30 protein-coding genes and 1 riboswitch are annotated in these 26,695 nt (G+C 33.8%); of the genes, 17 read left to right on the forward strand and 13 right to left on the reverse strand.

The features are described from left to right. Window positions 1-6 precede the first annotated feature (6 nt). The 3 genes from secF to yajC are packed head-to-tail and all read right to left on the reverse strand — an operon-like array spanning window position 7 to window position 2,795. Window positions 7-915 carry a protein translocase subunit SecF gene (secF, locus tag NAAC61_RS01310; RefSeq protein WP_012208935.1) on the reverse strand — a complete coding sequence of 303 codons (909 nt, stop codon included), beginning with the start codon at window positions 913-915 and terminating at the stop codon, window positions 7-9. Beyond that, window positions 915-2,333, reverse strand: coding sequence for a protein translocase subunit SecD (gene secD / locus NAAC61_RS01315; RefSeq protein WP_012208936.1), 1,419 nt, complete (start codon window positions 2,331-2,333; stop codon window positions 915-917). Before secD ends, secF begins: the two co-directional genes overlap by 1 nt. A gap of 36 nt (window positions 2,334-2,369) precedes the next feature. After that, window positions 2,370-2,795, reverse strand: a complete 426-nt coding sequence (gene yajC / locus NAAC61_RS01320) for a preprotein translocase subunit YajC (protein ID WP_012208937.1) — start codon at window positions 2,793-2,795, stop codon at window positions 2,370-2,372. 244 nt (window positions 2,796-3,039) lie between these two features. Between yajC and NAAC61_RS01325 the strand changes: the two genes are divergently transcribed. The 5 genes from NAAC61_RS01325 to mgsA all read left to right on the forward strand — a co-directional run bounded on the left by NAAC61_RS01325 (window position 3,040) and on the right by mgsA (window position 7,228). Then, window positions 3,040-3,642 (forward strand): septum site-determining protein MinC, encoded by a 603-nt coding sequence (locus tag NAAC61_RS01325; protein ID WP_012208938.1) that lies wholly within the window; start codon window positions 3,040-3,042, stop codon window positions 3,640-3,642. Window positions 3,643-3,733: 91 nt separating this feature from the next. Further along, window positions 3,734-4,774, forward strand: coding sequence for a M28 family peptidase (locus NAAC61_RS01330; protein ID WP_012208939.1), 1,041 nt, complete (start codon window positions 3,734-3,736; stop codon window positions 4,772-4,774). Beyond that, the gene (locus NAAC61_RS01335) at window positions 4,771-5,793 is read left to right on the forward strand and encodes a M42 family metallopeptidase (protein WP_012208940.1); all 1,023 of its coding nucleotides are present in this window, start codon (window positions 4,771-4,773) and stop codon (window positions 5,791-5,793) included. Before NAAC61_RS01330 ends, NAAC61_RS01335 begins: the two co-directional genes overlap by 4 nt. Window positions 5,794-5,810: 17 nt before the next feature. Beyond that, window positions 5,811-6,815: a M42 family metallopeptidase gene (locus NAAC61_RS01340; protein WP_121959579.1), complete on the forward strand. Its 1,005-nt coding sequence runs from the start codon at window positions 5,811-5,813 to the stop codon at window positions 6,813-6,815. Window positions 6,816-6,847: 32 nt separating this feature from the next. Next, a complete protein-coding gene (gene mgsA, locus NAAC61_RS01345) occupies window positions 6,848-7,228 on the forward strand; it encodes a methylglyoxal synthase (protein ID WP_121515086.1) in 381 nt (126 codons plus the stop codon). Here mgsA and NAAC61_RS01350 read toward each other — a convergent pair. Together NAAC61_RS01350 and NAAC61_RS01355 are read right to left on the reverse strand one after the other, a co-directional pair. Beyond that, window positions 7,225-7,674 (reverse strand): hypothetical protein, encoded by a 450-nt coding sequence (locus tag NAAC61_RS01350; protein ID WP_121515087.1) that lies wholly within the window; start codon window positions 7,672-7,674, stop codon window positions 7,225-7,227. The two genes, mgsA and NAAC61_RS01350, sit on opposite strands and share 4 nt — an antisense overlap. A gap of 67 nt (window positions 7,675-7,741) precedes the next feature. Further along, window positions 7,742-8,059 (reverse strand): helix-turn-helix domain-containing protein, encoded by a 318-nt coding sequence (locus NAAC61_RS01355; RefSeq protein WP_158245438.1) that lies wholly within the window; start codon window positions 8,057-8,059, stop codon window positions 7,742-7,744. A gap of 469 nt (window positions 8,060-8,528) precedes the next feature. Here NAAC61_RS01355 and NAAC61_RS01360 point away from each other — a divergent pair, with 469 nt between their 5' ends. The 4 genes from NAAC61_RS01360 to NAAC61_RS01375 are packed head-to-tail and all read left to right on the forward strand — an operon-like array spanning window position 8,529 to window position 11,711. Then, window positions 8,529-9,005, forward strand: coding sequence for an ABC transporter permease (locus NAAC61_RS01360; RefSeq protein ID WP_202695036.1), 477 nt, complete (start codon window positions 8,529-8,531; stop codon window positions 9,003-9,005). Window positions 9,006-9,032: 27 nt separating this feature from the next. Beyond that, a complete protein-coding gene (locus NAAC61_RS01365) occupies window positions 9,033-10,136 on the forward strand; it encodes a betaine/proline/choline family ABC transporter ATP-binding protein (protein ID WP_121515089.1) in 1,104 nt (367 codons plus the stop codon). A 10-nt stretch (window positions 10,137-10,146) separates the two neighbouring features. Next, window positions 10,147-10,797 carry an ABC transporter permease gene (locus NAAC61_RS01370; RefSeq protein WP_121515090.1) on the forward strand — a complete coding sequence of 217 codons (651 nt, stop codon included), beginning with the start codon at window positions 10,147-10,149 and terminating at the stop codon, window positions 10,795-10,797. Window positions 10,798-10,817: 20 nt separating this feature from the next. After that, a complete protein-coding gene (locus NAAC61_RS01375; RefSeq protein WP_337919679.1) occupies window positions 10,818-11,711 on the forward strand; it encodes a glycine betaine ABC transporter substrate-binding protein in 894 nt (297 codons plus the stop codon). A gap of 41 nt (window positions 11,712-11,752) precedes the next feature. Here the strand turns inward: NAAC61_RS01375 and NAAC61_RS01380 are convergent, their stop codons facing one another. The 4 genes from NAAC61_RS01380 to NAAC61_RS01395 form a co-directional block, all read right to left on the reverse strand. Beyond that, window positions 11,753-12,391 carry a methionine ABC transporter permease gene (locus NAAC61_RS01380; RefSeq protein WP_202695007.1) on the reverse strand — a complete coding sequence of 213 codons (639 nt, stop codon included), beginning with the start codon at window positions 12,389-12,391 and terminating at the stop codon, window positions 11,753-11,755. Further along, on the reverse strand, window positions 12,392-13,390 hold the full coding sequence (locus tag NAAC61_RS01385; protein WP_202695008.1) for a methionine ABC transporter ATP-binding protein: 999 nt from the start codon (window positions 13,388-13,390) through the stop codon (window positions 12,392-12,394). 34 nt (window positions 13,391-13,424) lie between these two features. Beyond that, complete coding sequence (locus NAAC61_RS01390) at window positions 13,425-14,252, reverse strand: MetQ/NlpA family ABC transporter substrate-binding protein (RefSeq protein ID WP_202695009.1); 828 nt, start codon at window positions 14,250-14,252, stop codon at window positions 13,425-13,427. A gap of 170 nt (window positions 14,253-14,422) precedes the next feature. Beyond that, a riboswitch (SAM riboswitch) is annotated at window positions 14,423-14,534 on the reverse strand. A gap of 48 nt (window positions 14,535-14,582) precedes the next feature. After that, window positions 14,583-15,782 (reverse strand): FprA family A-type flavoprotein, encoded by a 1,200-nt coding sequence (locus NAAC61_RS01395; protein ID WP_202695011.1) that lies wholly within the window; start codon window positions 15,780-15,782, stop codon window positions 14,583-14,585. A gap of 392 nt (window positions 15,783-16,174) precedes the next feature. Between NAAC61_RS01395 and zwf the strand changes: the two genes are divergently transcribed. From zwf to NAAC61_RS01435, 8 genes are all read left to right on the forward strand, one after another. Next, window positions 16,175-17,737, forward strand: coding sequence for a glucose-6-phosphate dehydrogenase (gene zwf / locus NAAC61_RS01400; protein ID WP_202695012.1), 1,563 nt, complete (start codon window positions 16,175-16,177; stop codon window positions 17,735-17,737). Further along, window positions 17,718-18,416 carry a 6-phosphogluconolactonase gene (gene pgl / locus NAAC61_RS01405; protein ID WP_202695013.1) on the forward strand — a complete coding sequence of 233 codons (699 nt, stop codon included), beginning with the start codon at window positions 17,718-17,720 and terminating at the stop codon, window positions 18,414-18,416. The genes zwf and pgl overlap by 20 nt, the downstream gene beginning before the upstream one ends. Before the next feature lie 229 nt (window positions 18,417-18,645). After that, window positions 18,646-19,338: a DUF554 family protein gene (locus tag NAAC61_RS01410; protein ID WP_202695015.1), complete on the forward strand. Its 693-nt coding sequence runs from the start codon at window positions 18,646-18,648 to the stop codon at window positions 19,336-19,338. Between the two features lie 214 nt (window positions 19,339-19,552). Then, window positions 19,553-20,695 carry a hypothetical protein gene (locus tag NAAC61_RS01415; protein ID WP_202695016.1) on the forward strand — a complete coding sequence of 381 codons (1,143 nt, stop codon included), beginning with the start codon at window positions 19,553-19,555 and terminating at the stop codon, window positions 20,693-20,695. Between the two features lie 19 nt (window positions 20,696-20,714). After that, entirely contained in the window at window positions 20,715-21,692 is a 978-nt protein-coding gene (locus tag NAAC61_RS01420; RefSeq protein ID WP_202695018.1) for a glucosyl-3-phosphoglycerate synthase, read from the forward strand. Next, a complete protein-coding gene (locus NAAC61_RS01425; RefSeq protein ID WP_202695020.1) occupies window positions 21,689-23,185 on the forward strand; it encodes a hypothetical protein in 1,497 nt (498 codons plus the stop codon). The genes NAAC61_RS01420 and NAAC61_RS01425 overlap by 4 nt, the downstream gene beginning before the upstream one ends. Before the next feature lie 77 nt (window positions 23,186-23,262). Next, window positions 23,263-23,523 (forward strand): DUF3783 domain-containing protein, encoded by a 261-nt coding sequence (locus tag NAAC61_RS01430; RefSeq protein WP_202695021.1) that lies wholly within the window; start codon window positions 23,263-23,265, stop codon window positions 23,521-23,523. 13 nt (window positions 23,524-23,536) lie between these two features. Then, the gene (locus NAAC61_RS01435) at window positions 23,537-23,980 is read left to right on the forward strand and encodes an RNase H family protein (protein ID WP_337919680.1); all 444 of its coding nucleotides are present in this window, start codon (window positions 23,537-23,539) and stop codon (window positions 23,978-23,980) included. A 100-nt stretch (window positions 23,981-24,080) separates the two neighbouring features. On the opposite strand, the gene NAAC61_RS01440 is transcribed toward NAAC61_RS01435, so the two are convergent. From NAAC61_RS01440 to NAAC61_RS11270, 4 genes are all read right to left on the reverse strand, one after another. Continuing rightward, on the reverse strand, window positions 24,081-24,779 hold the full coding sequence (locus NAAC61_RS01440) for an ABC transporter ATP-binding protein (protein ID WP_202695023.1): 699 nt from the start codon (window positions 24,777-24,779) through the stop codon (window positions 24,081-24,083). Then, the gene (locus NAAC61_RS01445) at window positions 24,764-25,498 is read right to left on the reverse strand and encodes an ABC transporter permease (RefSeq protein WP_121514741.1); all 735 of its coding nucleotides are present in this window, start codon (window positions 25,496-25,498) and stop codon (window positions 24,764-24,766) included. Before NAAC61_RS01445 ends, NAAC61_RS01440 begins: the two co-directional genes overlap by 16 nt. Beyond that, window positions 25,495-26,421 carry an ABC transporter substrate-binding protein gene (locus tag NAAC61_RS01450; RefSeq protein ID WP_202695025.1) on the reverse strand — a complete coding sequence of 309 codons (927 nt, stop codon included), beginning with the start codon at window positions 26,419-26,421 and terminating at the stop codon, window positions 25,495-25,497. The genes NAAC61_RS01445 and NAAC61_RS01450 overlap by 4 nt, the downstream gene beginning before the upstream one ends. Before the next feature lie 205 nt (window positions 26,422-26,626). Further along, on the reverse strand, window positions 26,627-26,695 hold a 69-nt coding region (locus NAAC61_RS11270; protein ID WP_202695040.1), incomplete at its 5' end, for an iron hydrogenase small subunit.

A 26,695-nucleotide genomic window follows, 5' to 3' on the forward strand; every position in this document is an offset into this window, starting at 1 on the left:
TATTAATTAAGCTTTTTGTGTTTTCTTACGTCTTTTTACCATACCTATGACAATTGGACTCGCAATATATAACGAAGAATAAGTCCCAATTATAACTCCCACAGTTAATCCGAAAGCAAATGAAGCTATTGACCTACCTCCCAAAAGGAACATCATAAAAACAACTAGGAATGTTGTCAAGGAAGTGTTCAATGACCTTACAATAACTTCGTTAATGCTTTTATTTGTTATACTTTCTATATCCATCCCACGATTTTTAGATCTGTTTTCCCTTATTCTATCATAAACAACGATAGTATCGTTTAGGGAATAACCTGCTAAAGTAAGAAATGCGGCTATTGCGGTTAAGTTCATTTCTATACCAAAGAGGGAATAAAATCCTAAGGTGATTATAACGTCATGAGCTAAAGCTAAAATCGCTCCCACACCGTAGGAAAATTGAAACCTGATGGTTATATAAGCTAGCAAAACTATCAGAGAAATAATTACAGCATACCAAGCATACGATCGAATTTCCCTAGCAGCATAACCTGAAACATCGTTGAATTGTTCAATATTTAAGCTCGAATCAGAAAAAGATTCTTCTAAACTATTTATGAACATTTGTTTTTCTTCCAACGTAGGGAAAGAATCTCTTACGGTAATTATGTAAAAGAATTGATCAGAAGCTCCTCCACCTGGGTTAGTTTGAATGATCTTAGCGGTAGCATACTCTTGATTTATCGTTTGTAAACCGTTTCTCAATTCATCAATTGTATAACTTTTATCAAAAGACACGATGATTTCACTACCACCAGAAAAATCAACACCTAAATTGAATCCTTTTACAAAAATCACTATTACAGAAAAAAGTATCAAAGCAATTGATAAATAAATGAAAAAACTCCTCTTACCAACAAAATCTATATTTGGCATTATTTAGTCCCCCCTTTTTCCACAACAATTCCTTTCACATACTTTTCAGGCTTCAAAAAGTGGGAAGTACTTTCTAATAGCAACCTACTAACCACCAAGTTAGTAAACATAGCACCTAAAACACCTATTATGAGTGTGACCGCAAAGCCTCTAATACTTCCACTTGTTACAAAGAATAAAACTAATCCTGCTAAAATAGTTGTTATATTGGCATCAAAAATAGTTGAAAAAACTTTATTAAATCCAAACTTTACTGCGGTTAAAGGGGGCCTTCCTATTCTAAGTTCCTCTTTTATTCTTTCGTATATAATAATATTTCCATCTACTGTGGTACCAAAAGTTAAAATTATACCAGCAATACCTGGTAGAGTTAATATCGCTCCTGTCCAACTTAAAATTCCCATTAACAAAAATGTATTATATATTAGCGCAATATCAGCAATTACTCCCATCCATCTATAAAATATAATCATGTAAATCATTACTATTATAAGCCCAATGATTCCAGCGTTTATAATCGTAGTTACAATATCTCTTCCCAAAGTAGGACCAAGTGTCCTTTCTTGATATTTAACCAAATCTACAGGTAAATTCCCAGATTTTATCAAAACAGCAATGTTTTGTGCTTCTTCCATACTTTCTATTCCGCTGATTTCGGCTCTTCCTTGTGAAATCCTTTCTCTAACAACAGGTGCAATTATAACCTCGTCATCTAAAATAATCGCAATTCTTTCATTCACTAAATTCGCGGTTGCTAATTCAAATTTTTGTCTTCCTTCATTACTAAAATTCAAATTAACTACGAATCCTGCTCCTTGACTGTTTAGAGAAGCTACGGCATCAGTGACATCTAAACCGGTAATCTGAAATGGAGCATCTCCAAATTCGAAAACATTTTTTACCCTATACCAAAGGTTAGGGTTATTACTATCCTTAACGTAACTATACATTTCTATTTCTTCACCATTTATTTGTATAGTTCTATTTCTTGTAATTTCTGGAGTTGTTGTAGATTCCACAACTTCCAATACTTCTGCAAAGTAAAGTTTCCCCTTGCTACCTATAAGTTCTTCAGCCCTTTGAGTATCTGATATACCTGGAATCTCAACCCGAACTCTGCTTTCTCCACCGGAAACAACTTCGGAAACTATCGCCTCTGTGTAACCAGCATTGTCCATTCTTCTCCTTAGAACTGTGATTACATTATCTACAACCTCAGAAGTATTGACACCTTCAGGTACATCAAAGCTATATTCTAAAAGCACCCCACCTTGAATATCCAGGCCTAAATTAATATTTGGGAAAAACCGTAGTATGCTTATATCATTCACATTACCCGATAAAGGTAGAATTAATCCTAATAGTGCAAAAACAAAAACTATTACAGTAAATAGTATCCTTATTCTTCGATTTCTCAACTATTTCACCCCCTGAACAAAATCAATGTTAAAGAACTATTTATCATCTTCAGTTTCAGTTTCAGTTTCAGTTTCAGTTTCTTCTGGCGTTGCTTCGGGTTTATCACTTTTAGAAAGAACCCCTGCAATGGCATTCTTTGTTATATCGATTTCTGTTTTGTCTGCCGTTGAAATTCTGATTCTCTCGTTAGTTATAGATATTATCTTTCCTATGATTCCCGATGATGTAACAATTTTATCACCTTTTTTCAAAGCAGAAAGCATTTCCTTATGCTTTTTTTCTTGTCGCCTTTGTGGGAGGAACAACAAGACCCACATCAAGATTATGATTATTAAAAAAAACAACATTCCACTTAATCCACCACCACTTGCCGGGACCGCTTGTGCTTGTTCGACCGTGTTGGCAGCATCAGTAGCGCCTGCTGGGCCAAAGTTTATAAAATTTAATACTCTTTCTAACATAAATACACCTCCAAAATTATTCTTTAAAGAATTTTGTCGTTAAGCGTTTTTGTTATAATATAAGTTAATGCAAAAATTGCTTACTGTTAGATTGTATCATATTTTTCTTTTATGGTCAATGAATTCTTTACAACCAACTTGTCAAATAATTTTTGTTTATGTAATATTTCTTATATTTTATGTTATTATATATATGGTCATAAATTTTTTATGGTGACTTAAAATTGTATTAGGGGGGGTTTAGATGGATGAACCCGTATACGCAAAAATTATGGACGGAGACATAATCTTTTATTTTTCAAAGGGAAACACGCAAAAAGATCTTTTCGAACATTTTCAAAAAGAACTTGTTAAGATGAAAAGTTTTTTTAACATTGGGGATAGTTTTTACGTATATTTTGAAGACGGCTCTCAGCATAATTTATTAAATAAAATCGTAAAATTTGCCAACAGTCTTGAATTGAACGTTGCTGGAGCATATTTTGGAAAGCTTCCCGAAGGGAAAGTAGGAAACAAAGAGTTAACCCTTTCGAGTACCCAAATTTATAGAAAACATTTAAGATCCGGCCAAGTAATACAAAATCCTGGAGACATAATAGTTTTTGGAAATGTAAACCAAGGCGCAGAAGTCAACGCGGGTGGAAGTATTATAATATTTGGAAAGGTATTTGGAACCTTAAGAGCAGGAATTACCAACAAAAAAAACGCTTTCATTATAGCCTACGAATTGAATTCACCATTAGTAGAAATAGCGGGTATCCCTTTCTTCAACTATGAATGGCCAAAGTCACCTGTTTCTATAAGAATAGAAGAAAATAAAGCATTGGTTGAACCGGTTGAACTGTAAAAATATAGTGGAGCAAAGAGATATTAAATCAATTTTTTTTAATCTTTAAAACACTATTTATGCTGTGTTAAAACCAAAAAGGAGGTCACGAATGGATACTTCTACTTTACTAAAAAATTTATCCAATACTTTTGGGGTGTCTTCTTTTGAAAATTACACCTTTCCTTTGATTGAAGAAGAATTAAAAAACATCTCACCAGATATAAAATTAGAAAAAGTAGGAATAGGTAATTTAGTGGCAACTTATGGAAATGAGAGTCCCAAAATTGCCTTTTTCGCACATGTAGACGAAATTGGAATAGTTATATCAAAAATAATCGATGAACACTTCGCTCGTATTTCTCCCGTTGGTGGAGTCGATCCAAGAACCTTGGTAGGAAAAAGGGTTCTTTTTAAAACGAAAGATGCAGAAAAAATAGGTGTAATAGGGTTTTTAGCCCCTCACCTTCAAAAAAAGGAAGATAGAGAAAAATCTCCCTCCTTTGATGAGCTTTTCGTCGATTTTTCAATTTCAGGGGGAACAAGCAATATCAACGTTGGTGATATGGGCGTTATACAAGTCCAGGCTGTTGAACTTGAAAATGGAAAGATATCAAATAAATCTTTAGACAACAGAGTAGGTGCTGCGGTACTAATTAAGTCTTTGGAGTACCTACAAAATCTTAAATTTGAAGGACAATTGACTTTGTCTTTTAACAAAGGTGAGGAAGTGGGATTAGTTGGAGCACAAGGTAGCGCTCACCACCGAAAACCAGATTTTGCCATAGTAGTTGATGTAACTTTTGGCGAAAAACTACCAGAAAACTTTGAGCCTATCAAGCTTGGTGAAGGACCAGTTATAGGTATAGGTACCACCGTTACCAGAAGTATTTTCGAAGAACTAACAAAAACTGCAAAAAGTAACAATATCAAATACCAATTAGAAACTTTTACTAGAGGCAGTGGCACCGAAGCGGATGTAGTTCAAATATCTTCTACCGGAGTAAAAACAGGTGTTGTTTCAGTTCCAATCCTTAACATGCATTCTCCCAACGAGGTTGTAGATGTAAAAGATGTGGAAGAAAGCGCAAAATTATTATCTTTCTTTGCTTTAAACACCAGCTTAACTTGGAAAGGAAGTAGAAATTTATGAGGAAATATTTAAAAGACTTAACTAATCTTGCCGGTATATCTTCAAGAGAAGAAAAAATAAGAGAGTACATCAAATCAAATGTTGCCAACAAGGTCGATGAAATTACCGAAGACAACATGGGAAACCTAATTTGTTTAATTAAAGGTAAAGATTCTTCCAAAAAATTAATGCTTGACGCACACATGGATGAAGTTGGCTTTATGATCACCAGAATAAATGAAGACGGTACTTTTGGCATATCTCCCGTTGGAGGAGTTGACCCAAGGGTAGTAAAAAGTCAGAGATTAAAAATCGAAGAAAAAATATCTGCTGTTGTCAATTCTACACCCATTCACTTAGAAAAAGAAACCGACAAAGTTGAACAGTATGAAAGTATAAAGGTCTACGCTGGATTTTCCAACAAAGAGGAAGCATCTAAAAAGGTCCATTTGGGCGATATGGTTACATTTGATACTACTTATTATGAGGAAAATAGCTATGCTGTAGCCAAAGCCTTTGATGATAGGGTTGGATGTTCTATTATGATGGATATAATTGACTATTTTTTTGAGAACAACGAGAAACCTCTTTACGATACATACTTCAATTTTGCTACTCAGGAAGAAACGGGGTTGAGAGGTACAGGAACTGCAGCTTCAAAAATACAGCCAAATTTCGCTATCGTATTAGAAGGTACAACTGCTGGTGACAACCCTGAAAACACCCCGGATAAATGGGCAACCCATATCGGAAATGGGCCCGTCTTAACATTCATGCATAGCGGTTTAGTACTCAACAAAGAAATCTTCGAAAAAATTGTAGATACTGCAAAGAAATTAGGTATTAAATTTCAATACAAAATGCGAACAGCAGGAGGAACAAACGCCGCCAGACTCGCAAAGACCCTTTATGGAATTCCAGCAGGGGTAATATCCGTTCCATGCCGATATATTCATTCTCCACAATCTATAATGAATTTACAAGATTATGAAAATACCTACCAATTGGTAAAACAATTAGTCGTTAATACACCATTTTAAGAGAGGTGGCAAAAAAATTGAAAGAGCTAATAAAAAATATTACGGAACTTTATGGACCAAGTGGAAGAGAAGATCAAGTGAGAGATTTTATAAAAGAACAGATCAAAGATCATGTGGATGATATTAAAACAGACAAGTTAGGAAATCTTATCGCCACAAAAAAAGGCAACTCTGGAAAAACCATATTATTTGACGCTCACATGGATGAAATAGGGGTTGTTGTTACACACATTTTAGACAAAGGCTTTTTAAAAGTAGAACAAGTCGGCGGTCAAAACCCTGTAAATTTGATCGGTTCCAGGTTGATTTTTAATGGAAGAATAGGGGTTGTTGGAGTTGAGGGAGAAAGTGAAAAAGAATTAAAAGATAATTATAAAAACTTATCTTTAGACAATATATTTGTTGACATAGGCGTATCTTCAAAAGAAGAAGCGGAAAAAATTGCCCCTATTGGCACTTTTGGAACCTTTGCCGAAGGTTTTGTCGATTATGGTAATTATTGTATGTCAAAAGCCATGGATGACAGGATTGGATGCGCTATTTTAATAGAAACTATCAAAAATATGAAAGATAATCAACACACAGTTTTATTTGCTTTTACTGTCCAAGAAGAAGTAGGTTTAGTCGGATCTTTTGTTTCGGCTTATGATTACGAAGTCGACAGAGCAATAGCTATAGATGTCACGGATTCCTTGGATACTCCTAAGGCTCTTAAAAGAATGAGCATGGCTTTGGGAAAAGGACCTTGTATTAAAATAAAAGACAATCTTTCTGTAAGTGACAGAGAAGTTGTAGAATGGATAAAAAATGCTGCTTTGGCAAACAACATACCCTATCAGTTCGAGGTATTAACCTTCGGAGGAACAAATGCCGCGGGCTATCAAAGAACTAAATCTGGAATTCCTAGTGGTACTATTTCTATTCCTACTAGATACATACATTCACCTCACGAGATGTTATCCTATAGCGATGTTGAAAACACGGTGAAACTGTTGAATACGCTTAGTAAAACGAATTTTTAGAAGCTTATTTTTTACGTTTGAGGAGGAAAATCATGGTCAATGTAGCGTTAATAGCTCACGATAAAAAGAAGTTAGACCTTGCGCTCTTTGCCAAAGAATGGAAGGATGTATTTAAAAATTGCAAACTTTATGCTACAAAAACCACTGGAAAGATTTTAAAAGAAAAAGTGGGGTTAGAGATACAAACTTTTGAATCTGGACCATTGGGAGGAGACTTACAAATAGGCGCTCTAGCTGTCAGTGGGAAAATAGATTTTGTGATCTTTTTAAGGGATCCATTGACTGCCCAACCCCATGAACCTGATGTATCCGCTGTTTTACGGATTTGCGATGTACACAATATTCCACTTGCTACTAATTTAGCATCCGCTGAAGCAATAGTTCTCGAAATTCAAAAAAAGCTTAATAATTAATGTTTGTTATCTTGAAGATCAATTTGTTGATTACCCGTACTTAACGGTAGTACAACATTTGGCAATGCCGACTTCATTAAAATTTCGTTCAAATATATTCTAATATAGGGCCAAAGAACATCATCAACAAAATTTTTAAGGAAATACTTTTTGGCCCTTTTGTTTTTTGAAAAACTTTCGAAATCCATATCCGTTTCGAAAATTTCTCTGAAGGTTAGAACGTAGTAAGCTATCCTCTTTTTTTCTCCTTCTAAAAAAATTCTGTAAGTAACAATTAAGTTTAAGTCTCTATTTTTTTGTTCATATACATATCCTCTTTCGATCGCTATTTCAGTAATTTTTTCAACTACTTCTTTGCTTGTTCTCTCCAAAAATTCACTTTCCAAAAATATATTCTTTAGAATTATGTCTTTCAATAGGTTTATTTTTTTTTCATCATTTTTCATAAAACTCCTCCCACAGTTTATCAATTATTGTCTTTAGAAATTCTAAAACTTTATATATAACGGCTTTTTATAATTTTATGTGAAAGATTTTTTCAAAATTATCATTTGTAGAAAACTCATCTGTGTTTATCTCTTTATTATCTTTAAATTCAAAATACAATTTGATATTCCCCTCCAATACCTCTGCCAATCTTTGCAAAAACAAATATGTTGGATTGTAGTTCCCTTTTTCAAATTTAGAAATTATCGCCTGCGTTGTCCCCATCCTCTCAGCTAAATCTTTTTGTGTAATTCCCATTTGTAACCTTCTTTTTTTAATCTCATATACCAAGTCTAATAAAGCTTTCTTATCTATAGCTTCCCATTTCTTCTCATTTTCATTCAAAGTTTTCACCTCCAATCTCACTATATTTTATTATACAGCTTTTAGAAATTCTAAAACCTATTTTAAAGAGAATTTCTAGAATTCAAAAATTTTTAAACGTCCCCCCACAAGATTTTTGAAAACATACTATTAGCAAACTAATTATATTATAAAATATCTTAAAAGATTTTTAATTTTATATTTTTACTTAATTGTAACTTACTTATATTCTAAAAAGATTAAAAATGTGTTATAATATTTATCGCAATGATGAACAAAATAATTTACAATGAGAAGAAGGGAGTGAAACAGTGGAATTCTTCGAATATATTTCTAGTAGTTCAAGTATCATAATTAGAGAGTTTCTAAATCATTTGAAAATCATAGGTTTATCTTTACCTTTTTCTATAGGTATAGGAGTACCAACTGGAATTTTCATATCAAGCATCCTAAAGCCGCAAACATAGTTATCTACATTGCCAGTATTCTGATGACTATCCCAAGTTTGGCCCTTTTTGGGATTATGGTTGTAATTTTGTCTCCTTTTGGAGCTGGCTTAGGGGTTACACCTGCCGTGATTGCTTTGATTATATACTCTTTACTTCCAATTATAAGAAATACATTAACAGCTATTCAAGCTCTTGACCCACAAATGATAGAGGCTGCTAAAGGAATGGGAATGACCGAATCTCAAATATTATTCAAAATCCGTTTACCTTTATCGATCCCTACTATAATGTCTGGGGTAAGAAATGCTGTAGTAATGGGAGTCGGCGTTGCTACTTTAGGATATTTTGTTGCTTCAGGAGGATTAGGATACTTTATTTTTGCTGGGTTAAGCAGGTCACGGTATCCAATGGTAATAACGGGGGTAATATTGGTCTCAATTTTGGGTGTTTTAGCTAATTATCTTTTACTAAAATTTGAGGATTTAATTACTCCAAAGGGTCTTAAAATTAAAGAATAAGATAAAAATCATAGGAGGAACATTAAAATGGCAATAAAATTAGTTGATCTCACAAAAAAGTATGGTGATTTTACCGCCGTTAATAATTTAAATATCGAATTTGAAGACAATAAATTAACTATTCTAATAGGTCCGTCTGGATGTGGAAAAACAACTACCTTAAAGATGATCAATCGTTTGATTGAAAGAACATCCGGCGATATCCTCTTCGATGGAAAATCGATTGACGATATAAATCCCATACAATTAAGAAGAAGTATAGGTTACGTAATACAAGAAATTGGATTATTCCCTCATATGACTGTATTCGATAACATTGCTGTGGTTCCAAGGCTTTTGAAATGGACTGAAGAAAAAATAAAAAAGCGGGTATACGATCTATTAGATTTAGTAAACCTTGATCCAGATGTTAACGCTTATAAGTTTCCAGCACAACTATCTGGAGGTCAAAGACAGAGAGTGGGAGTAGCAAGGGGACTTGCAGCCGATCCTGACATATTGCTCATGGATGAACCATTTGGTGCGATTGATCCTATAAATAGAGAAACATTACAAGATGCATTTCTTGAAATTCAAGAAAAGATCAAAAAAACTATTATATTTGTCACACACGACATAAGGGAAGCTATTAAATTGGGTGATAAAATTGCGATCTTCAAAGATGGTGAATTAGTACAGTACGATGATACACAAAATATTGTTCAAAACCCGAAAAACGATTTTGTTAAGGACATATTGGGGGAAGATAGCCAATTCAAAGCTTTGGAATTTGTTAAGGTTAGCGAAGGATTGTATAAAGACATTCAAGTCTTTAAAATTGATGAGGATCTTTCAAAGATTAAAAATACAGTACAGAGTAATTATCCTATCACCATTTTCGTTGATAAAAATAACAACTATAAAGGGTTTATAGAAACTAAAAGAATGAACAGAATTAATGATTCATCTAAATTGAAAAGTTCTTTGAAAAAAGATCACGTTACGGAAAAATCAAGCCTTTATGAAGCATTAAACAAAATACTAAGTTCTTCAAGTACAAATATCCCTGTGGTTACAGATAAGCAAAAGGTAATAGGAGTGATCAACTTAAAAGCTATATTTGAACAAATGTCAAATAAAGAAGAGGTATGAGGAGGATAATATGGAATTTTTTACATACGTTGCTGAAAATCTTGGCTATATAGGAATAAAGGCTATGGAACATCTTTATTTGTTCGCAAGTTCTTGGGCAATTGCTATCATTGTGGGAATGGCAATAGGAATCTATGTTACCCGCCCAGGAAGAGAGAAAAGCGGAAGAATAGCCCTTTCTATCACAGGAATAGCCCAAGCCGTACCAAGCATTGCTGTTATTGCCCTCGTTTTTTTATTCATGGGAATAGGTCCTGCCCCTGCGATTTTCGCTTTATTTCTATATAGTATAGTGCCTATAACTTTTAACACTGCATCTGGGCTTTTCGGCATCGATAAAGGCATGATTGAAGCAGCAAGAGGCATGGGAATGACTAACAGGGAAATCTTGTGGAAAGTAGAAATTCCAAACGCGATGCCAACTATTTTTTCAGGAATAAGAAATGCTGCCATAATAAATTTAGGAACAGCTACAATCGCATCTGCTATAGGAGCTGGAGGATTGGGAGAGTTAATTTTTATAGGTCTAGGGACTTTTAAATTCGAGATGATATTAGCTGGAGCTATTCCGGTATCCATAATGGCCGTTTTAATTGATTTCGTTCTTGCAATAATACAAAACAGAATGACTTCGGAAGGTATTAAGTTACAAAAGGAATAGTGAAAAAATTTTAAATGGAGGTGTTAACATTGAAAAAATTGGCAGTACTTATGTTAGTTGTAGCGTTTTCTTTAACTGCGCTATTTGGTGCAACTTTAACCGTAGGTGCAAAAAACTTCACAGAACAGTATGTTCTTGGAAATTTGGCTTCACTGCTACTTGAAGAGAACGGCTTTAACGTTGTTGAAAGGTTCGGCCTTAGTTCTCTCGTCGCTAGACAAGCTTTGACAACAGGACAGATCGATTTATATCCAGACTACACTGGAACCGCTTGGGTAACTTACCTAGAACAAGAAGAATTAATCACTGATCCAGACGAACTTTTAGAAAAAGTCAGAGAATTAGATGCCAAAAATGGTATTGTTTGGCTTGATAGAATAAACGCTAACAATACTTATGCCCTTGCTATCCGTCAAGAAGATTACGAAAAATATGGTTTCGAAACCCTCTCTGATTTAGTTGCTTACTGGAACGAACATCCAAAAGATTTTGTAGTAGGAGTTGGTTATGAATTCTATGAAAGACCTGATGGCTTCTTTGCCTTTGCTGACCACTATGGTTTAGATATTCCTGATTCCCAAGTGTCAACTATGCAAGATGGATTAACCTACGAAGCAATTGCAAATAATAAGATAGATATCGCTATGGTTTTTGCTACCGATCCAAAAATTTTAAGATACAACCTACATGTACTAGAAGACGACCGAAACTTCTGGCCTTATTACCATATCTCCTTTGCAGTTAGAAAAGACGTCCTAGATGAATACCCTGAAATTGAAGAAATTTTGAGACCTCTTACACTTTACCTAAACCAAGACATTTTAATAAGGCTGAACTACAGAGTAGATGTTGAGGGTGTTGAACCAGAAGTCGTTGCAAGAGATTATTTAGAAGGCTTAGGCTTGTTAGAATAATCTTCGGTCACCACATTAAAAGCCAGGAATCTCCTGGCTTTTCACTTTCTTAAAGAGTTCGACAATCTTGACCCAACAAATTGAATTATCTGAGTTAAGAAGATTAATATTGCCACATCGTATAGAAGAACATCCATTCTAAACCTTTGATATCCGTAATTTATCGCCATTGCACCAAGACCTCCGGCTCCCACAGCTCCTGCTATAGCCGTATAGGTTATTAAGTTTATAATCAACAAAGTAATATTTGAAACCATCTCTGGGGCAGTTTCAGGTAGTAATACTTTAAATATAAACTGTCTGTTGGTCATACCCATAGATACAGATGTGTCTAATAATCCTTGTGAAAGATTGTTAAAAGAAGTTTCAGCCAATCTCGCCATAAAAGGAATCGCTGCTATAGAGAGTGGCACAATCGCCGCAGTTGAACCAATTATTGTTCCAGTTAATAATCTAGTTAAAGGGATTATCAAAATAATAAGGATGATAAAGGGTATTGATCTAAATACATTTACAATCCAATCTAAAACGGAATACCAACTTTTTGCAGCTTTCTTATCACTCTTAGACAACATGTAGAGAGCAATCCCCAAAGGAATACCTAACAAAATGGCTATAAAACCAGAAACAAAAGTCATGTATAACGTTTCAAGAGTAGCAATAAATAGATCTTGGATCATTTATTTCAACACCTCAACTTTGTAAACATTTGCAGAGAGTTCTTCTAAAAACTTTTCCATTTCCTTCTGCGTAGAAATAACCTCAACTATTAAAGTCCCATACGGATTGTCTTTCAAATGTTCTATCTTACCGTAAAGTATATTCAATGTGATGTCATATTTTTTAGTGATATTATGTAAGACAGGTTCATGAGTTTTTTCTCCCCAAAAAACTATCTTTATCAACCTATCGTTTTCCCCTTTAACAACCTCTCTTACCCTTTTCCAATCTATGTTTATTTCTTGATAAAATTCTTTATTCAGTTCATTTTCTTTTTCAATAAAAAACTCGTGAACTTTACCAAAAAAATCAACAGTTCCATTTTTTAAATACACAACCTTATCACAAATCTTTTTGATCACGTCCATCTCATGAGTAACAATCAAAATTGACTTTTTCATACTCTTATTGATTTCCAATATGAGATCCAAAATTCTCTGTGTTGTATTTGGATCTAAAGATGATGTGGGCTCATCAAACAAAATAATATCAGGATTATTTATCAACGCTCTTGCTATAGCTGTTCTTTGCTTTTCCCCTCCAGATAACTGCGAAGGATAAGAATCCTTTTTTGGAAGAAGATTTACATCTTCCAATATCTTATTAACACGAACTTCTATTTCCTTTTTAGGTACCTTTTCAATTTCAAGGGGAAGAGACACATTTTCATATACCGTTCTAGAACTCAACAAGTTGAAATGTTGGAATACTATACTAATCTTTTTTCTCACGTTTCTCAATTGGTTATTATTTAATTTTGTTAGATCTACTTTATCCAAGAAAATTTCCCCGGAAGTAGGAGGTTGGAGCAGGTTCATCGTTCTCAAAAGAGACGTTTTACCCGCTCCAGATAACCCTATAATCCCCAGAATTTCTCCATCTTCAACTGTAAAATTTACGTTTTTTAAGACATGATTTTTGTCATCATATATGAGATTAAGATTTTTTATTGTTAACAACTACGTTTCTCCTTTTGTATTATTTTATGAAAGTTCAAAATACAGGTACTACCGCACCATTATAATTTTCTAAAATAAATTTTCTAACCTTATCGGTTGTTAAAACTTCAACCAAAGCTTTTACTAGTTCATCGTCGACACGGCTTTCTTTTACAGCTATTACGTTGGCATATGGAGATTGAGCCCCTTCAAAGAATACCGCATCTTCCAATGGATTCAACCCAGCTTCTATAGCATAATTTGTGTTAATTATAGCCCCGACAACATTTTTATCTTCCTTATAAGTCCTAGGCAAATACGGTGCTTCAAGCTCTTTGAATACCAAACCGTATGGATTTTCAACAATATCCTTGATAGTTGCCACTAAAGGATCCTCTCTCTCCCTAAGCTTAATCACTCCATATTCTTGAAGAAGCAACAAAGATCTACCTTCGTTGGTAACATCGTTAGGAATTATGATTAAATCTCCTTTTTTGAGGTCTTTTAAATCTTTTTTCAAATAAAACCCCATAGGTTCAACATGGATCTTAGCAACAGATACCAAATCTGGCAAGTTACGTTCCCTCTTAAAAGTTTCTAAATATGGTTCATGTTGAAAATAATTTGCATCTATGGAACCATCTTCCAAAGCCAAATTAGGTTGAACATAATCTGTAAAAATCACTATCTCCAGTTCGACACCCGTTTTTTCTTTGAAATCATCTTTTACGAACTCTAAGATCTCGGCATGGGGAACTGGAGTAGCTCCAACTTTGAAGGTATTACCACCAAAACCAAACAAAGCATACCCTTCCACGAAAAACAATGTCAAAAAAACAAATAATGAAACCAAAACCTTTAATACACTTTTACTTTTTTTCATACTAAATCCCTCCCTCGTAATATATGTTTTAGTGCCCTTTCACCCCGTAACCTTTTAAAATGATAATCTTATTCTTGAAAAAACTCCTTAATTAGAACTTTATATACAAAATATACAAAAAACCTCTTCCGGTAGAATGGAAGAGGTGTATTTTTATAACTCTTATCCTCTCCTTATCTCCCAGAATTACTCTGCAGGATTTGGCACCATTGCATAATTTTGTTAAATTATGCAGGTTGCCGGGCTTCTTCGGGCCAGTCCCTCCGCCTCTCTCGATAAGGAATCAAAACTTATTAATTTAACCTATACTATCATATTTCTTTTTGAAAGTCAAGCCAATTTTATCTCTTTTGCCATCGCTTTTGCCAATTCACTTAATTTCTTAAAATCTTCCTCTTTTGCGGATAACCTTGCTTCAACGGGTTCAGCAACAAGCGGCCATTTCATTTGCTCATTATACTTGACTATAGTAGATACTCCGCCTCCGCTCCAACCATATGTACCAAAGATACCTAAAACATGATTTTTTATATTGGTATGAGCCAACCATTGAACTAACGATTCCATATAAGGAAAAAGACCTTGGTTATACGTTGAGCTTCCAAGTATTAGCCCCTTGTATCTCCAAATCTCGTTAATTATATAAGAAATATGCGTTTTTGATACATTCATTATTTTGATCTTTTTAATGCCTTCTTCAGCCAATTTCCTTGCAACATAGTCAGCCATCTCTTCTGTATTTCCATACATCGATCCGTAAGCTATTACAACCCCTTCTTCGGTCTCATATTTACTCCATTTATCGTACAAAGAGTAAATTCTTTCAGGATTCTTTCTCCAAATTGGTCCATGGGTAGAAGCGATTATTTTTATATCTATATTAGCCTCACTCAATTTTTTTAACGCCCTTTGTACCATAGGAGAGTATTTCCCAACTATATTAGAAAAATATCTTCTGATTTCATCTTCGAATACTTCTACCTTAACTTCATCATCGAATATCCCTCCGTCTAAGGTACCAAAACCCCCAAAGGCATCACCAGAAAACAAAATTTTATCCGTTTCATCGAAGGTCATCATCGTTTCTGGCCAATGAACCATTGGAGTTAAGTAAAACTTCAGATTGTGCTTTCCTAAGTTCAGAGATTCACCATCCTTTATCTCATAAAAATTATCTTCAACCTTATAGAGGTTTTCTATAAATTGAAAAGTGGTTCTATTACCAACAATCTTTAAATTAGGAAATTTTTGCAAAAGTTCTGGAATAGTCCCAGAATGATCAGGCTCCATGTGGTTGATGATTAAATAATCAAGAGGCTTACCGTTTAAAAGATTCTTGATTTTATCAAAAAATTCAGTTACCTTCGATTCTTTAACCCCATCGATTAAAGCTGTTTTTTCATCTAAGATTAAATAAGAATTATAGCTAACCCCTCTATCAAGAGGCCATAAGCTTTCAAAAAGCTGCGTATCTCTATCGTTTACCCCAACATAGTAAATACTGTCGCTAATTTTTACAGAACCATTCATACTTTCTTCCTCCTTTGAATTTCTACGTTTTATATTAAGGTTAACTTACTAAATTGCTCTTATTTTTTGTCGTTCTAAGTTTGGTGTAATTGAATAAACGTGGGCTTCTTTGCCTCTTTTTCCTTCAAAATATATTATAGCACATAATCTAATTTGTTTTGTGGCTATAGAAAATGGTAAGTTAAAATAATTCATCATTTTGTAAATTACTATCTTTTTTGTCGTGTTATAATACGAATAACAATTAATTTATAAAATATCCTGTGGGCTAACTGTGGGGTGGGGAGCGGGGAGAAGGGGCGTTAAAACAGACTAGATTTAACTAATTAAAGTAGCTTTTAGTGTTTTTAAGGACAATAAAATATTCTATACAAAGAGGTGGAGATTAGTACATGGAACAAATAGTGAAGCATCTTTCAAGAAAAAATATCTGTGAAGAAATAAAACCTGGTGCTTCTTCCTTAATTATATTTGGAGCCTCAGGGGATTTGACTTTTAGAAAACTGATCCCTTCTATATATACGTTGTTCAAAAAGAACTTATTGCCTAACGAATTTTTCTTACTGGGAATAGCAAGATCTAAATTCACTGATGAAGAATACCGCCAGGAAATCAAAAATAGATTATTACAAGAAAACGAGGATAGCTATATAATTTCAAAATTTATTGAAAAAGTTTTTTATACGTCTGGTTTCTACGACGACGATGCCCTGTACCTGGAACTAAAAAATAAATTAAATTATTTGGATAAACTCTTCAACACCCAAGAAAATCATCTTTTTTACCTTTCCACACCGCCAAATGTCTATTTAGAAATAATTAAACGTTTGGGGAAGTTTAATTTGACCAAAGAAAGTGAAAATTCTTATTCAAGAATAATAATAGAAAAACCTTTTGGCAGTAATTTTAACACATCAAAAGAATTAGACGAGGAACTTCATAAGTATCTAAATGAAACCCAAATATACAGAATTGACCATTATCTCGGTAAAGAGACCGTTCAAAATATAATGATGCTTAGATTTGCAAACATTGTCTTCGAACCTATTTGGAATTATAAATACATAGATAACGTTCAGATAACCGTAGCTGAAACATTAGGTGTAGAACACAGGGCGGGTTATTTTGAACAAGCTGGCTTATTAAGAGACATGTTTCAAAACCATATGATGCAACTTTTGACTTTGGTAGCTATGGAACCACCAGCTTCCCTTGAAGATACAAGCGTTAGAGACGAAAAAACGAAACTATTGAAGACTATAAGGCCTTTTGAAAAAGACAAGATAGACGAATACTTTGTAAGAGGTCAATACATTGAGGGAATGATCAACGGTAAAGAAGTTCCCGCTTATACAGAAGAAAAGAATGTTAATCCAAACTCCTTTGTAGAAACATTTGTAGCGGCTAAATTTTTAATTGATAATTGGAGATGGAGTGGGGTACCTTTCTATGTGAGGGCAGGCAAAAGGTTGAAAAGAAAGGTTACAGAAATCGCCATAATCTTTAAAGACGTCCCTCATTCGATATTTGCTAAAAACGATATAACCTTAGAGAAAAATGCTCTCATTTTAAATATACAACCAGATGAAGGATTTTCACTGAAGATCCAAGCCAAACAACCTGGCTCCAAGCTTTGTTTGAACACGCTAACCATGGATTTCAATTACGACGAATTCTTCAAATTCAAAGGTCCAGATGCTTATGAAAGGCTACTTTTGGATGCCATGTTGGGAGATCAAACACTTTTTGTAAGAAGTGACGCTATGGAAATTTCATGGAAAATCTTCACCCCTGTTTTAGAAAAATGGGAAGAAGAAAAACACAATGGATTGAGATTATACAAAGCTGGTACCTGGGGACCAAAAGAATCTTTTGAGTTATTAGAAAAAGATAACAGAAGTTGGCGTAACTTAGACTTTGAAAGCGAGAATCTGTATGAAAGCAAAGTTTTTTGATGATCCCGAAACGTTTCACAATGAAGCTGTAAACTTAATTTATAAACTGTATGAAGAAAGCATAGAAGAAAACAAACTATTCACCTTAATGCTCTCAGGTGGAAGAACTCCACTCCCTGTTTACGAAAAATTGGCATCTGAGTACAAAGATAAAATAAATTGGGAGAAGGTCCACATTTTTTGGGGAGACGAAAGATACGTCGATCAAAAAAGTGAAGACAGTAATTACAAATGGGCACACGATTTGCTAATAAGCAAGATTAATATTCCAACAAATAATGTACATAGGATAAAAACAGAACTACCTATAGAAAAAGCATCACAAGAGTACGAAAAAGAAATAATCAACTTTTTTGGAACACAAAATCCCGTTTTTGATCTTATATTACTCGGAATAGGAGAAGATGGCCACACAGCATCTTTGTTCCCTTCAAGTGACACTTTAAAAGAAAACAAAAAGCTATTCACAGTCACACCACCTTCTGGAACACCTAAAGTACCAAGAATTACCGCCACTTACAAATTGTTGAACAACGCAAGAAATATCCTTTTTCTAAGTTCATACAAAGGAAAAGAGCAGGTAATAGATGAAATCTTAAACAACCCCAAACCAGCAGAAGAAAAATATCCAACCGCAAAAGTTAAAGTTAAAAATACTTATTTTTTTATAAAAATATAGGGACTGTTTGACAGTCCCTATTAAATTAATAATTATCAAAAGCAAATATCTTTTTGGATATATAGTAAAGAGAAATCGCCTTAAATTACCTCATCATTTTTGGAAAAATCTTAAAATTTCTTCATTTTTGTAAATTTTTTGTAATTAACCATATAATTAATTCTTTGGTATAATTATTGAAAAAACCTTTTAATGGATTCAATGCCGCAAAGAGGGAGGGGAATTAGAAGTGTTCAACATAGCTGTCATAGTTAACACTTTAGCCGTTTTGATTGGAGGCACATTGGGAACGCTTGTAGGAAATAAATTGCCGGATAATTTGAGACTGATTTTATTTCAAAGTGTTGGTCTAACTACCTTTTTGATTGGAGTAGGGATGGGGTTAGATGCAAGCAATTTGATCGTAGTTTTGGTATCTTTGGCGCTTGGAGGAGTAAGTGGAGAATTATTGAGAATAGAAAAAGGTCTAGGAAAATTGGCAAACATCGTTGAAAGGTCACAAGGAGAAACACCGTTTGTAAGAGGATTTATTACCGCCACCGTTCTTTTTGTTATTGGCCCTATGACGATAATCGGATGTCTAAATGCGGGTCTTTCGGGAGATAACTCTGTTATTTTCTTAAAATCTGTTCTGGATGGAATTTCTTCTATGGTCTTAGCCTCGGTATATGGTGTGGGGGTTACCTTCTCTGCTGTGAGTGTTTTCTTGATTCAAGGGTCAATAGTTAGTTTGGCTGGAATGCTTTCTTTCCTTTCAAATCCTTATTATTTGAATGATTTTACAGCCGTGGGAGGGGCGATGATAATTGCCATTGGAATAAGACTTTTGGAGATAAAAGATATAAAAGTAGGAAACTTCCTTCCTTCTTTGATAATTGTCGTTTTGATAAATTATATTCTTACCTTTTTTGGTGGTTTTTGACAAATTCCTACAAAATATGTTATAATATTTAATACATAGACTAACAAATGTTTTCTTCTCGTTTAAACTACTATTCATATCTTTGCCGCCCATACTCATACTATATTCACCTATATTTCTAATACTGATGAATTAAACAAAACTAATTATCAAACCTTTTTTGGAAGGTCATTATTTTTTTTACTTGCTAAAAAGACTGAAAGGAGGAATCAAAATGCTTAGATTAGAAGATGCCTTATGGAAACTGGAAAAATATGAGGATGAATTGCTATCTAATACGATACTTTTCAACCAGCTGCCTTTAAAAAACCCCAATGAGCAAAAAAACTTTATAATAAGCAAATTGCGAGAAATGAACCTACCAAATATTAAGGAAGATGATGAAGGGAACGTATATGTCTCTTTTGTTAACGACGATACATCCCCTACCGCACTTGTTTTCACAACTATAGATGAGATTCGCGATCCACTTGTTGAAAGATTTGCCAGGGTATTAAAAGGAAAAATAGAAGGTTTAAAAATCGTTTCGTCTTCACTTAAAGTTGCAGCTCTCTTAACTATGATAAAGTTTTTACACCTAGAAAAAGTAGATTTAAGAAAGAATGTATTTTTCCTCTTTCTTAACCAGGCAAGAAAAAATAAATTTTTGAGTTTAGGAGAGTTTTTACAGGAAAATATCAAAAGTTTGGACTATGCTATCAAAATCAATGGCATCAATTTGGGAGACCTCGGTCATCGTTCTTTGGGAAAATATGTCTACAAATTAAAATTTTATTCCCGAGATTCAATACACAAAACTTCTAAATCTCCATCAACTTTAGAGATATTGTACAGAATAACTTCTAATCTAAAAGAGAATGCAGATATGGAAGGTACGTCTGTAAGCATCTTGAAACTCGACAGATTCGAAGACAATACCGAAGTAATAATGGAGATAAAGAGCGAAGGAGACCAAGATTTAGAAACTATAAGTGAAAATTTAAGAGCCACCGTCACGGAATTGGCTGAAAGATACAATTTAAAGATCAAATTGAATCTACTTTCATACATTCCGACCACTTTCATACCAAAAGAGCATCCTTTGATCGAACAGATCAGAGAAGTTCATAACCATTTAAATATTAAAACTAACTTAGCTCCTTTAGACAAAGACGAGGCATTGATAATTAAATCCGGTATCCCTGCAGTTTCCCTAGGGATAGCAAAAGGTGAGATATTAGATGGCACAGAATACTTCGAAAGAGATGGTGTGATAAAAGGTCTGAATCAAATTTTGATGGTGGTTGATAATGTAACAACAGAAAACTTTGCTGAAGAAGAGATAGATCAAGACATTATAGGAGAAGAAAAAGATTAAACAGAAAGGAAGATAAAAGATGAAGGATAATATTTTAAAACGTTCTTTTCACCATTCAAAGTTTGAGAACATTAAAGAGCTCGTTAAGTTAAAAGAAAAACAAGATGTAAAAATATCCCTTGCCTTTCCTTCTTTAAACGAAGAAAAAACAATTGGTAAAGAGATAATCATTATGAAGTCAGAACTTATGGAAAAATATCCCTTATTGGATGAAATTGCTGTAATTGATTCTGGCTCAGAAGATGAAACGGTATCTATAGCAAAAGAGTACGGTGCAAAAGTTTTTTATTCCAGTGATATTTTACCAAAGTACGGGTTTTACAAGGGAAAAGGAGAAAATTTATGGAAAAGCCTATACGCACTTAATGGCGATATAATCGTATGGGTGGATTCAGATATAGAGAACATACATCCAAAATTCGTATACGGTTTAGTTGGTGCTTTGTTGAATTATCCAGAAATAGGTTACGTCAAGGCCTTTTATGATAGACCCATTGTGGGAAAATCGGCGATGCAACCAACAGGTGGAGGAAGGGTTACCGAATTGGTTGCAAGGCCTTTATTTTCTTTGTTTTACCCGGAGTTATCAACGATAATTCAACCGCTAAGTGGTGAATATGCAGGAAGAAGGGAAATTTTAGAAAAGCTGCCTTTTTTCGTGGGATACGGTGTGGAAATTGCGCATCTCATCGACATAGCTGAAAAATTTGGTAGTGAGATAATAGCTCAAGTCGATCTTGAACTTCGAATTCATGACAATCAACCCTTACACTCACTGAGTAAAATGGCTTTTGAACTCACAAAAGTAGTATTAAAAAGATTGGAAAAATATGGAAAATTAGATTTAAATACCGAATTGACCGATAAACATATAATGATTCAAAAAAAAGAAAATGAGAAGGTATTAGTTCCAACGGAGATACTAAGTGTTGAAAGACCTCCTATGATTACTATCCCAGAGTACAAAGAAAAGTTTTCAAAAGAGGAGAAGGTATGAACAATCTTTACATCTTCCACTACCATTACATAAAAGGCGGAGTTTCAACCGTTGTTAGAAATATCGTAAAATCTCTAAAAGACGCATACAAAATTACTCTCTTTGGTTCAAAAAAAATGGGGATAGATGGGATAGAAGAGGTCTTATCTTACGAAAATGTCAATTTTATTGATTTTCCAGAACTCGGATATATATATTATGACAGCACCGATTATAAAACTTTTCTCGAACTCAAAGAATCGATAAAAAACAAATTGAACAATTATCACGATGAGAGGGCTATATACTGGGCTCATAACTATAATTTAGGCAAAAATCCCGCATTTACAGAAGCGTTTAAAGAATTTATCACAACAAAAAATATCCCCACAATAATTCAAATTCACGACTTTCCTGAATGTGCAAGATGGGAAAACTATTCTTTTATAAGAAAATTCATAAATTCTTCACTGTATCCCATAAAGAAAAATATACATTATGCTACTATCAATTTCTCCGATTACAATAGACTTATAAAAAGCGGTATACCTTCAGAAAATACTTTTTATCTTCCAAACGCTGTTGAATTTGCTAAAAATAAAGATAAAATAAAAGACATTGACAAAGAAGAGGTCATAAATAAACTAAAGAAATTGGGATATAACGTTGACCCCACAAATAAAAACATTTTGTATCCAACAAGAACGATAAGAAGAAAAAATATTTTAGAGTCTGTGCTTATAAATCGTTTGTATGGAAAGAGTAATCTTCTTGTCACATTACCAGCTAACTCTGATAAAGAAAGGCCATATGAAAAAGTTGTAAAAGAAACCTTTGAATCTGAAAAAGTTAAGGGAGCTTGGGCTATTTCAGCAAAAGATCCTTCACTTTTTCCATACATTCTGAATATATCTGATCTGTTCTTTTCTTCTTCCGTATTAGAAGGATTTGGAATGATATATTTAGAATCAAAATTCAACGAAAAAAACTTTTTAACGAGAAAATTAGATGTGATAGAAGATTTCAAAAACATAAAAGAAATAAGTTATTACGATAGATTTTTGGTTAGTCTTTCTCCTAAAGAAATAAACAAAGTAAAAGAAAAATACGAAGAACAAATTAACAAGATACCTATTTCCGAAGAGAACAAAAATCATTTAAGACAAGATTTAAACAATAAATTTGATAAAGATTTAATTGATTTTTCATTTCTCCCCGTCGAACTTCAGAAGAAATTCTGTATGGAAGAAGAAGCAAAACTTAATGATTTGAAAGAAATTAACAAAGAAATATTTGATAAAATAGAAATGTTGACTTCCACAAATCACATTGATCAAGGGATAAACTTGGAAGATTTCTCATTGAAGGCGTATAAAAGTAAAATATTTTTATTATTGGATAAAGTACAAACTCAAAAAGGTAATGCCAAGGAAATAGAAGATACAACAATTGACGAAAATATTTTAAAATCTTTTCTAACAATAGACAATATAAGATTACTTTTTTCTTACTAGGTGCAGTGTGGGTCAACTGTTGGGGGCGGGATGCTGGGTGAAGGGGAGCTAATTTCACTACTTAGGAGGCTATTCACATGTATGAAGATATAAAAAACATTCCCACAATTATAATTAACGGTATGTCTAAAGAACAGATACTTAGGATAATGAAAGCGATAAAAAATATGGAAAACTTACCTGAAAATATAATTTTTGCTTCCATTACTCCAACAAGTTCTCAATGGACAGTTGAAGAACTAATCAAAGAATTAAAGCAAGAGGATATAGAAATGAAAAAAGTAACAGAAAATCTCAAAAAAGGGGTATACGACAATTACAAAAAAGACAGCAAGTGAAGATAAAACTCTCATCGCTTATGTCGATGGAAGTTATGACGTAGAAACAAAAATATACGGTAGCGGCATTGTATTTTTGCATGGTGAAGAAGAACATTTCTTCTTTTCTGGTAATAACCCAGAATATTCATCTAGCAGAAATGTTGCTGGAGAAATAAGTGCATCAATCTACGCAATGGAATACGCCAAAGAAAAAGGTTACGAAAAGATAATAATACACCATGATTACATCGGATTAGAGAAATGGTGTACTGGAGAATGGAAAACGAATAAAAAAATAACCATAGCCTATAAAAATTGCTATGATTATTTTAGTAAATTTTTAACAATACAATTCAATTGGGTAAGGGGACACTCAGGAGACCATTACAATACATTGGCAGATCAATTGGCGAAAAAGGCACTAGAAAGCAAAAATTTCCTTGATTTAATAACGAAATATCTTTATTCAAATTGATTTTTTCATGCTATTTCAAACTTGTAACCTTTTTCCACCTTTTCAGACCATTCTGATTCTTGACCATATTTAAACTTTATAAATTCTTAACATTTGCCTATTAAGATTGGCTTATTACAAATTTTGTAATCTGGCTTTCTAACTCTAAAAATCTTTTATCATATATATTTTTCTCTTCTTCGGAAAGATCTATATCAAAGACCTTTAATATTCTAGAAGGTCTTTGTGACAAAATAACTATTTTGTTTCCCAGTATCAATGCCTCTTTTATATCATGGGTAACCATCAGTATGGAAAAATAACTTTTCTTCCACATCTTTTTCATATCTTCTATTATTGATAGTTTAATATTTAGATCCAAAGAAGTAAAAGGCTCGTCCATTAGCAAGATCTGTGGTTGAACTAATAAAGATCTGGCAATATTCACCCTTTGTTTCATACCTCCACTTAATTTAGAGGGTAAAAGAATTTCAAAACCTTCTAAACCCATCATACCTATAATTTGTTTAATTTTCTTTTCATCGTCTAAAATTATTTTTAGGTTATCGTAAACCGTTCTCCAAGGTAATAATCGAGGCTCTTGAAAAACATAACCGATCTTATCGACAAAAGTTTCAACTTTTCCTTCACTTTGTCTTTCTAATCCTGCAACAATCCTAAAAAAAGTGGTTTTTCCACAACCTGAAGGTCCTAATAGAACAATTTTTTCTCCCTCTTTCAACTCAAGACTCCAGTTATCTATAACCTGAAGATCCCCAAATCTTTTGGTTAAACGATCCGCTTTTAGTACATTTCCCATCTTTCTAACATCCTTCTTGAAATAATTTTAAATACACGCTCTGTAGCTATACCTAATATAACGGCTACGATAGTAATGGCATAGATCCTAGGGACATCGACATACTGTCTTGCCCAAGCTAGTTCTACACCCAACCCATTTCCACCAACTAGAAACTCTGTTACTAATACCACTTTCCATACATTCCCTATTGAAACTTCAACCGCTGCAATTACAAAAGGAACGATTGACGCTAAGTATACATGCCTAAATATCTTAGTTCTTGATACTTTGTACAAGTGTACCATCTCAAGCAATTTTCTATCGATGTTCTTAATCCCAGAAGCGGTAGTAAAAACAGTACTAGGTAAAATGGCCATGGTGCTTATTAAAATAGGGCCACGCCATCCCACACCCCATAGAAATACAACAAAGGCAAGCCAAGAAACCACCGGTATAGCTTGTATCATCATCAGCATAGGCCTAAAAATTTCATAGATCGTATCGCTCATTCCCATTAAAAATCCCAAAATTATCCCGATAAAAGAAGAAATAAACAAAACAATCAGGGTCTTCCATACCGTGTTCCATAATGCCACATAAAACCTCGGTGTACTTAGCTGATTTATTAAATTGATCAAAACTTCATGAGGGAAAGGCAACACAAAAGAAGAACCTATTACAAAAGAAAAAAAGTACCAAAGTAAAACGATCAAAACGATCCCAAAAACGGTTTTCATTTGTAATAAAATCCTTCTGTCGGTAAAGTAGGCAACCCTTCTGGATAAAGTTCATGCATCGTGCTTAAAAAGTTTTCTACTTCTTCTTTACATTCCAAAATTGGAATGTATTCAAAAACTAACCTATTCATCGCTTCCTTAAGTATCGGAACAGGGATAGTTAAGTATTCGTTAGTTATCTTTAATGATTGATCTAAATTTCTATTAGCCCAATCAACACTTTCAGAAAAAGCGTTCTCAACTTTTGAAACGATATCAGGTTCTTTTTCTAAAATCTCCTTTTTAACAAAAAGTCCTGCTATAGGAAGGCCGTACCTCGAACCTGAGATTTTATTCCATTCATCTTGAAAGTCTAAAACTATTCTCCCTTCAGTTCCTGTTACAGCCAATGTAGCAAATGGTTCTGGCAACGCAGCATATTCTATCTTACCTGATTTGTACAAGGAAACTATCTCCTGTGGAGGAAGGTAGTTAAATTTTACATCTTTATCAGGAACCAATCCATTTCTAACCAAAAGATACCTCATCAAAATGTCTACAGTTTGACCTCGTCCATGCGGAGAATAGACTTCGTGACCCTTTAAACTTTTTACGTTTTCAAAATCAACATTACTACTGCTTACTAAATAAAATGCTTTCCACTCGTGAACACCTAACAATATTATCTCTAAACCTTGAGCGTATAAATTTGCACCTACGGTTATAGGAAGAACAGCAAAATCTGCTTGATTGGATACCAACAAAGCTACAGCTTCATTTGCGTCCTTCCAAAGACTTACATTTATTTCTACTTCTTCTTCTATCGTATCGGCCATCAACCCTGTTACCGGAACAACGGTTGGACCTAAAGGATTAGTTATTGTAACAGAAAAGATCAAGAGTGTAAAGAAAAAAGAGACGATTAACAAAGTTAATTTTTTCATGGTTATTTTCCTCCTGTATCTCTCTAATTTAATAGCTTTAGAAACTCTAAACTTTGTATATAGACCTTTTTACCTCGCAGCCAGGAAGACCAACTTTAATCATTGTAACTCTTTTCCTTTTCATTGACAATAGTGAAGTCGGAAAAGGGACTCTGTTTTCTTTATTTTTGCCCATTGATAAATAATTAAGGGACAAAGGTCCGTATTAACTCCTTGCAAGATATGTTGTGTGCAACAATTCATGAGATTTCTCGCTTAATGGTTCTTCTAGAAA

The sequence above is a fragment of the Petrotoga sp. 8T1HF07.NaAc.6.1 genome (assembly GCF_016772115.1).
In the GTDB taxonomy this organism is placed as follows: Bacteria; Thermotogota; Thermotogae; order Petrotogales; family Petrotogaceae; genus Petrotoga; species Petrotoga mobilis.

Excerpts from the sequence above, each read along its gene's own strand:
- mgsA (WP_121515086.1), top strand. The coding sequence starts at position 6,848 with ATGGTCAATGTAGCGTTAATAGCTCACGATAAAAAGAAGTTAGACCTT.
- yajC (WP_012208937.1), bottom strand. The coding sequence starts at position 2,795 with ATGTTAGAAAGAGTATTAAATTTTATAAACTTTGGCCCAGCAGGCGCT.
- NAAC61_RS01370 (WP_121515090.1), top strand. The coding sequence starts at position 10,147 with ATGGAATTTTTTACATACGTTGCTGAAAATCTTGGCTATATAGGAATA.
- NAAC61_RS01450 (WP_202695025.1), bottom strand. The coding sequence starts at position 26,421 with ATGAAAAAATTAACTTTGTTAATCGTCTCTTTTTTCTTTACACTCTTG.
- NAAC61_RS01420 (WP_202695018.1), top strand. The coding sequence starts at position 20,715 with ATGAAGGATAATATTTTAAAACGTTCTTTTCACCATTCAAAGTTTGAG.
- NAAC61_RS01360 (WP_202695036.1), top strand. The coding sequence starts at position 8,529 with ATGACTATCCCAAGTTTGGCCCTTTTTGGGATTATGGTTGTAATTTTG.
- NAAC61_RS01325 (WP_012208938.1), top strand. The coding sequence starts at position 3,040 with ATGGATGAACCCGTATACGCAAAAATTATGGACGGAGACATAATCTTT.
- NAAC61_RS01445 (WP_121514741.1), bottom strand. The coding sequence starts at position 25,498 with ATGAAAACCGTTTTTGGGATCGTTTTGATCGTTTTACTTTGGTACTTT.
- NAAC61_RS01440 (WP_202695023.1), bottom strand. The coding sequence starts at position 24,779 with ATGGGAAATGTACTAAAAGCGGATCGTTTAACCAAAAGATTTGGGGAT.
- NAAC61_RS01335 (WP_012208940.1), top strand. The coding sequence starts at position 4,771 with ATGAGGAAATATTTAAAAGACTTAACTAATCTTGCCGGTATATCTTCA.
- zwf (WP_202695012.1), top strand. The coding sequence starts at position 16,175 with ATGGAACAAATAGTGAAGCATCTTTCAAGAAAAAATATCTGTGAAGAA.
- NAAC61_RS01425 (WP_202695020.1), top strand. The coding sequence starts at position 21,689 with ATGAACAATCTTTACATCTTCCACTACCATTACATAAAAGGCGGAGTT.
- pgl (WP_202695013.1), top strand. The coding sequence starts at position 17,718 with ATGAAAGCAAAGTTTTTTGATGATCCCGAAACGTTTCACAATGAAGCT.
- secF (WP_012208935.1), bottom strand. The coding sequence starts at position 915 with ATGCCAAATATAGATTTTGTTGGTAAGAGGAGTTTTTTCATTTATTTA.
- NAAC61_RS01365 (WP_121515089.1), top strand. The coding sequence starts at position 9,033 with ATGGCAATAAAATTAGTTGATCTCACAAAAAAGTATGGTGATTTTACC.
- NAAC61_RS01395 (WP_202695011.1), bottom strand. The coding sequence starts at position 15,782 with ATGAATGGTTCTGTAAAAATTAGCGACAGTATTTACTATGTTGGGGTA.
- NAAC61_RS01390 (WP_202695009.1), bottom strand. The coding sequence starts at position 14,252 with ATGAAAAAAAGTAAAAGTGTATTAAAGGTTTTGGTTTCATTATTTGTT.
- NAAC61_RS01415 (WP_202695016.1), top strand. The coding sequence starts at position 19,553 with ATGCTTAGATTAGAAGATGCCTTATGGAAACTGGAAAAATATGAGGAT.
- NAAC61_RS01350 (WP_121515087.1), bottom strand. The coding sequence starts at position 7,674 with ATGAAAAATGATGAAAAAAAAATAAACCTATTGAAAGACATAATTCTA.
- NAAC61_RS01330 (WP_012208939.1), top strand. The coding sequence starts at position 3,734 with ATGGATACTTCTACTTTACTAAAAAATTTATCCAATACTTTTGGGGTG.
- NAAC61_RS01430 (WP_202695021.1), top strand. The coding sequence starts at position 23,263 with ATGTATGAAGATATAAAAAACATTCCCACAATTATAATTAACGGTATG.
- NAAC61_RS01380 (WP_202695007.1), bottom strand. The coding sequence starts at position 12,391 with ATGATCCAAGATCTATTTATTGCTACTCTTGAAACGTTATACATGACT.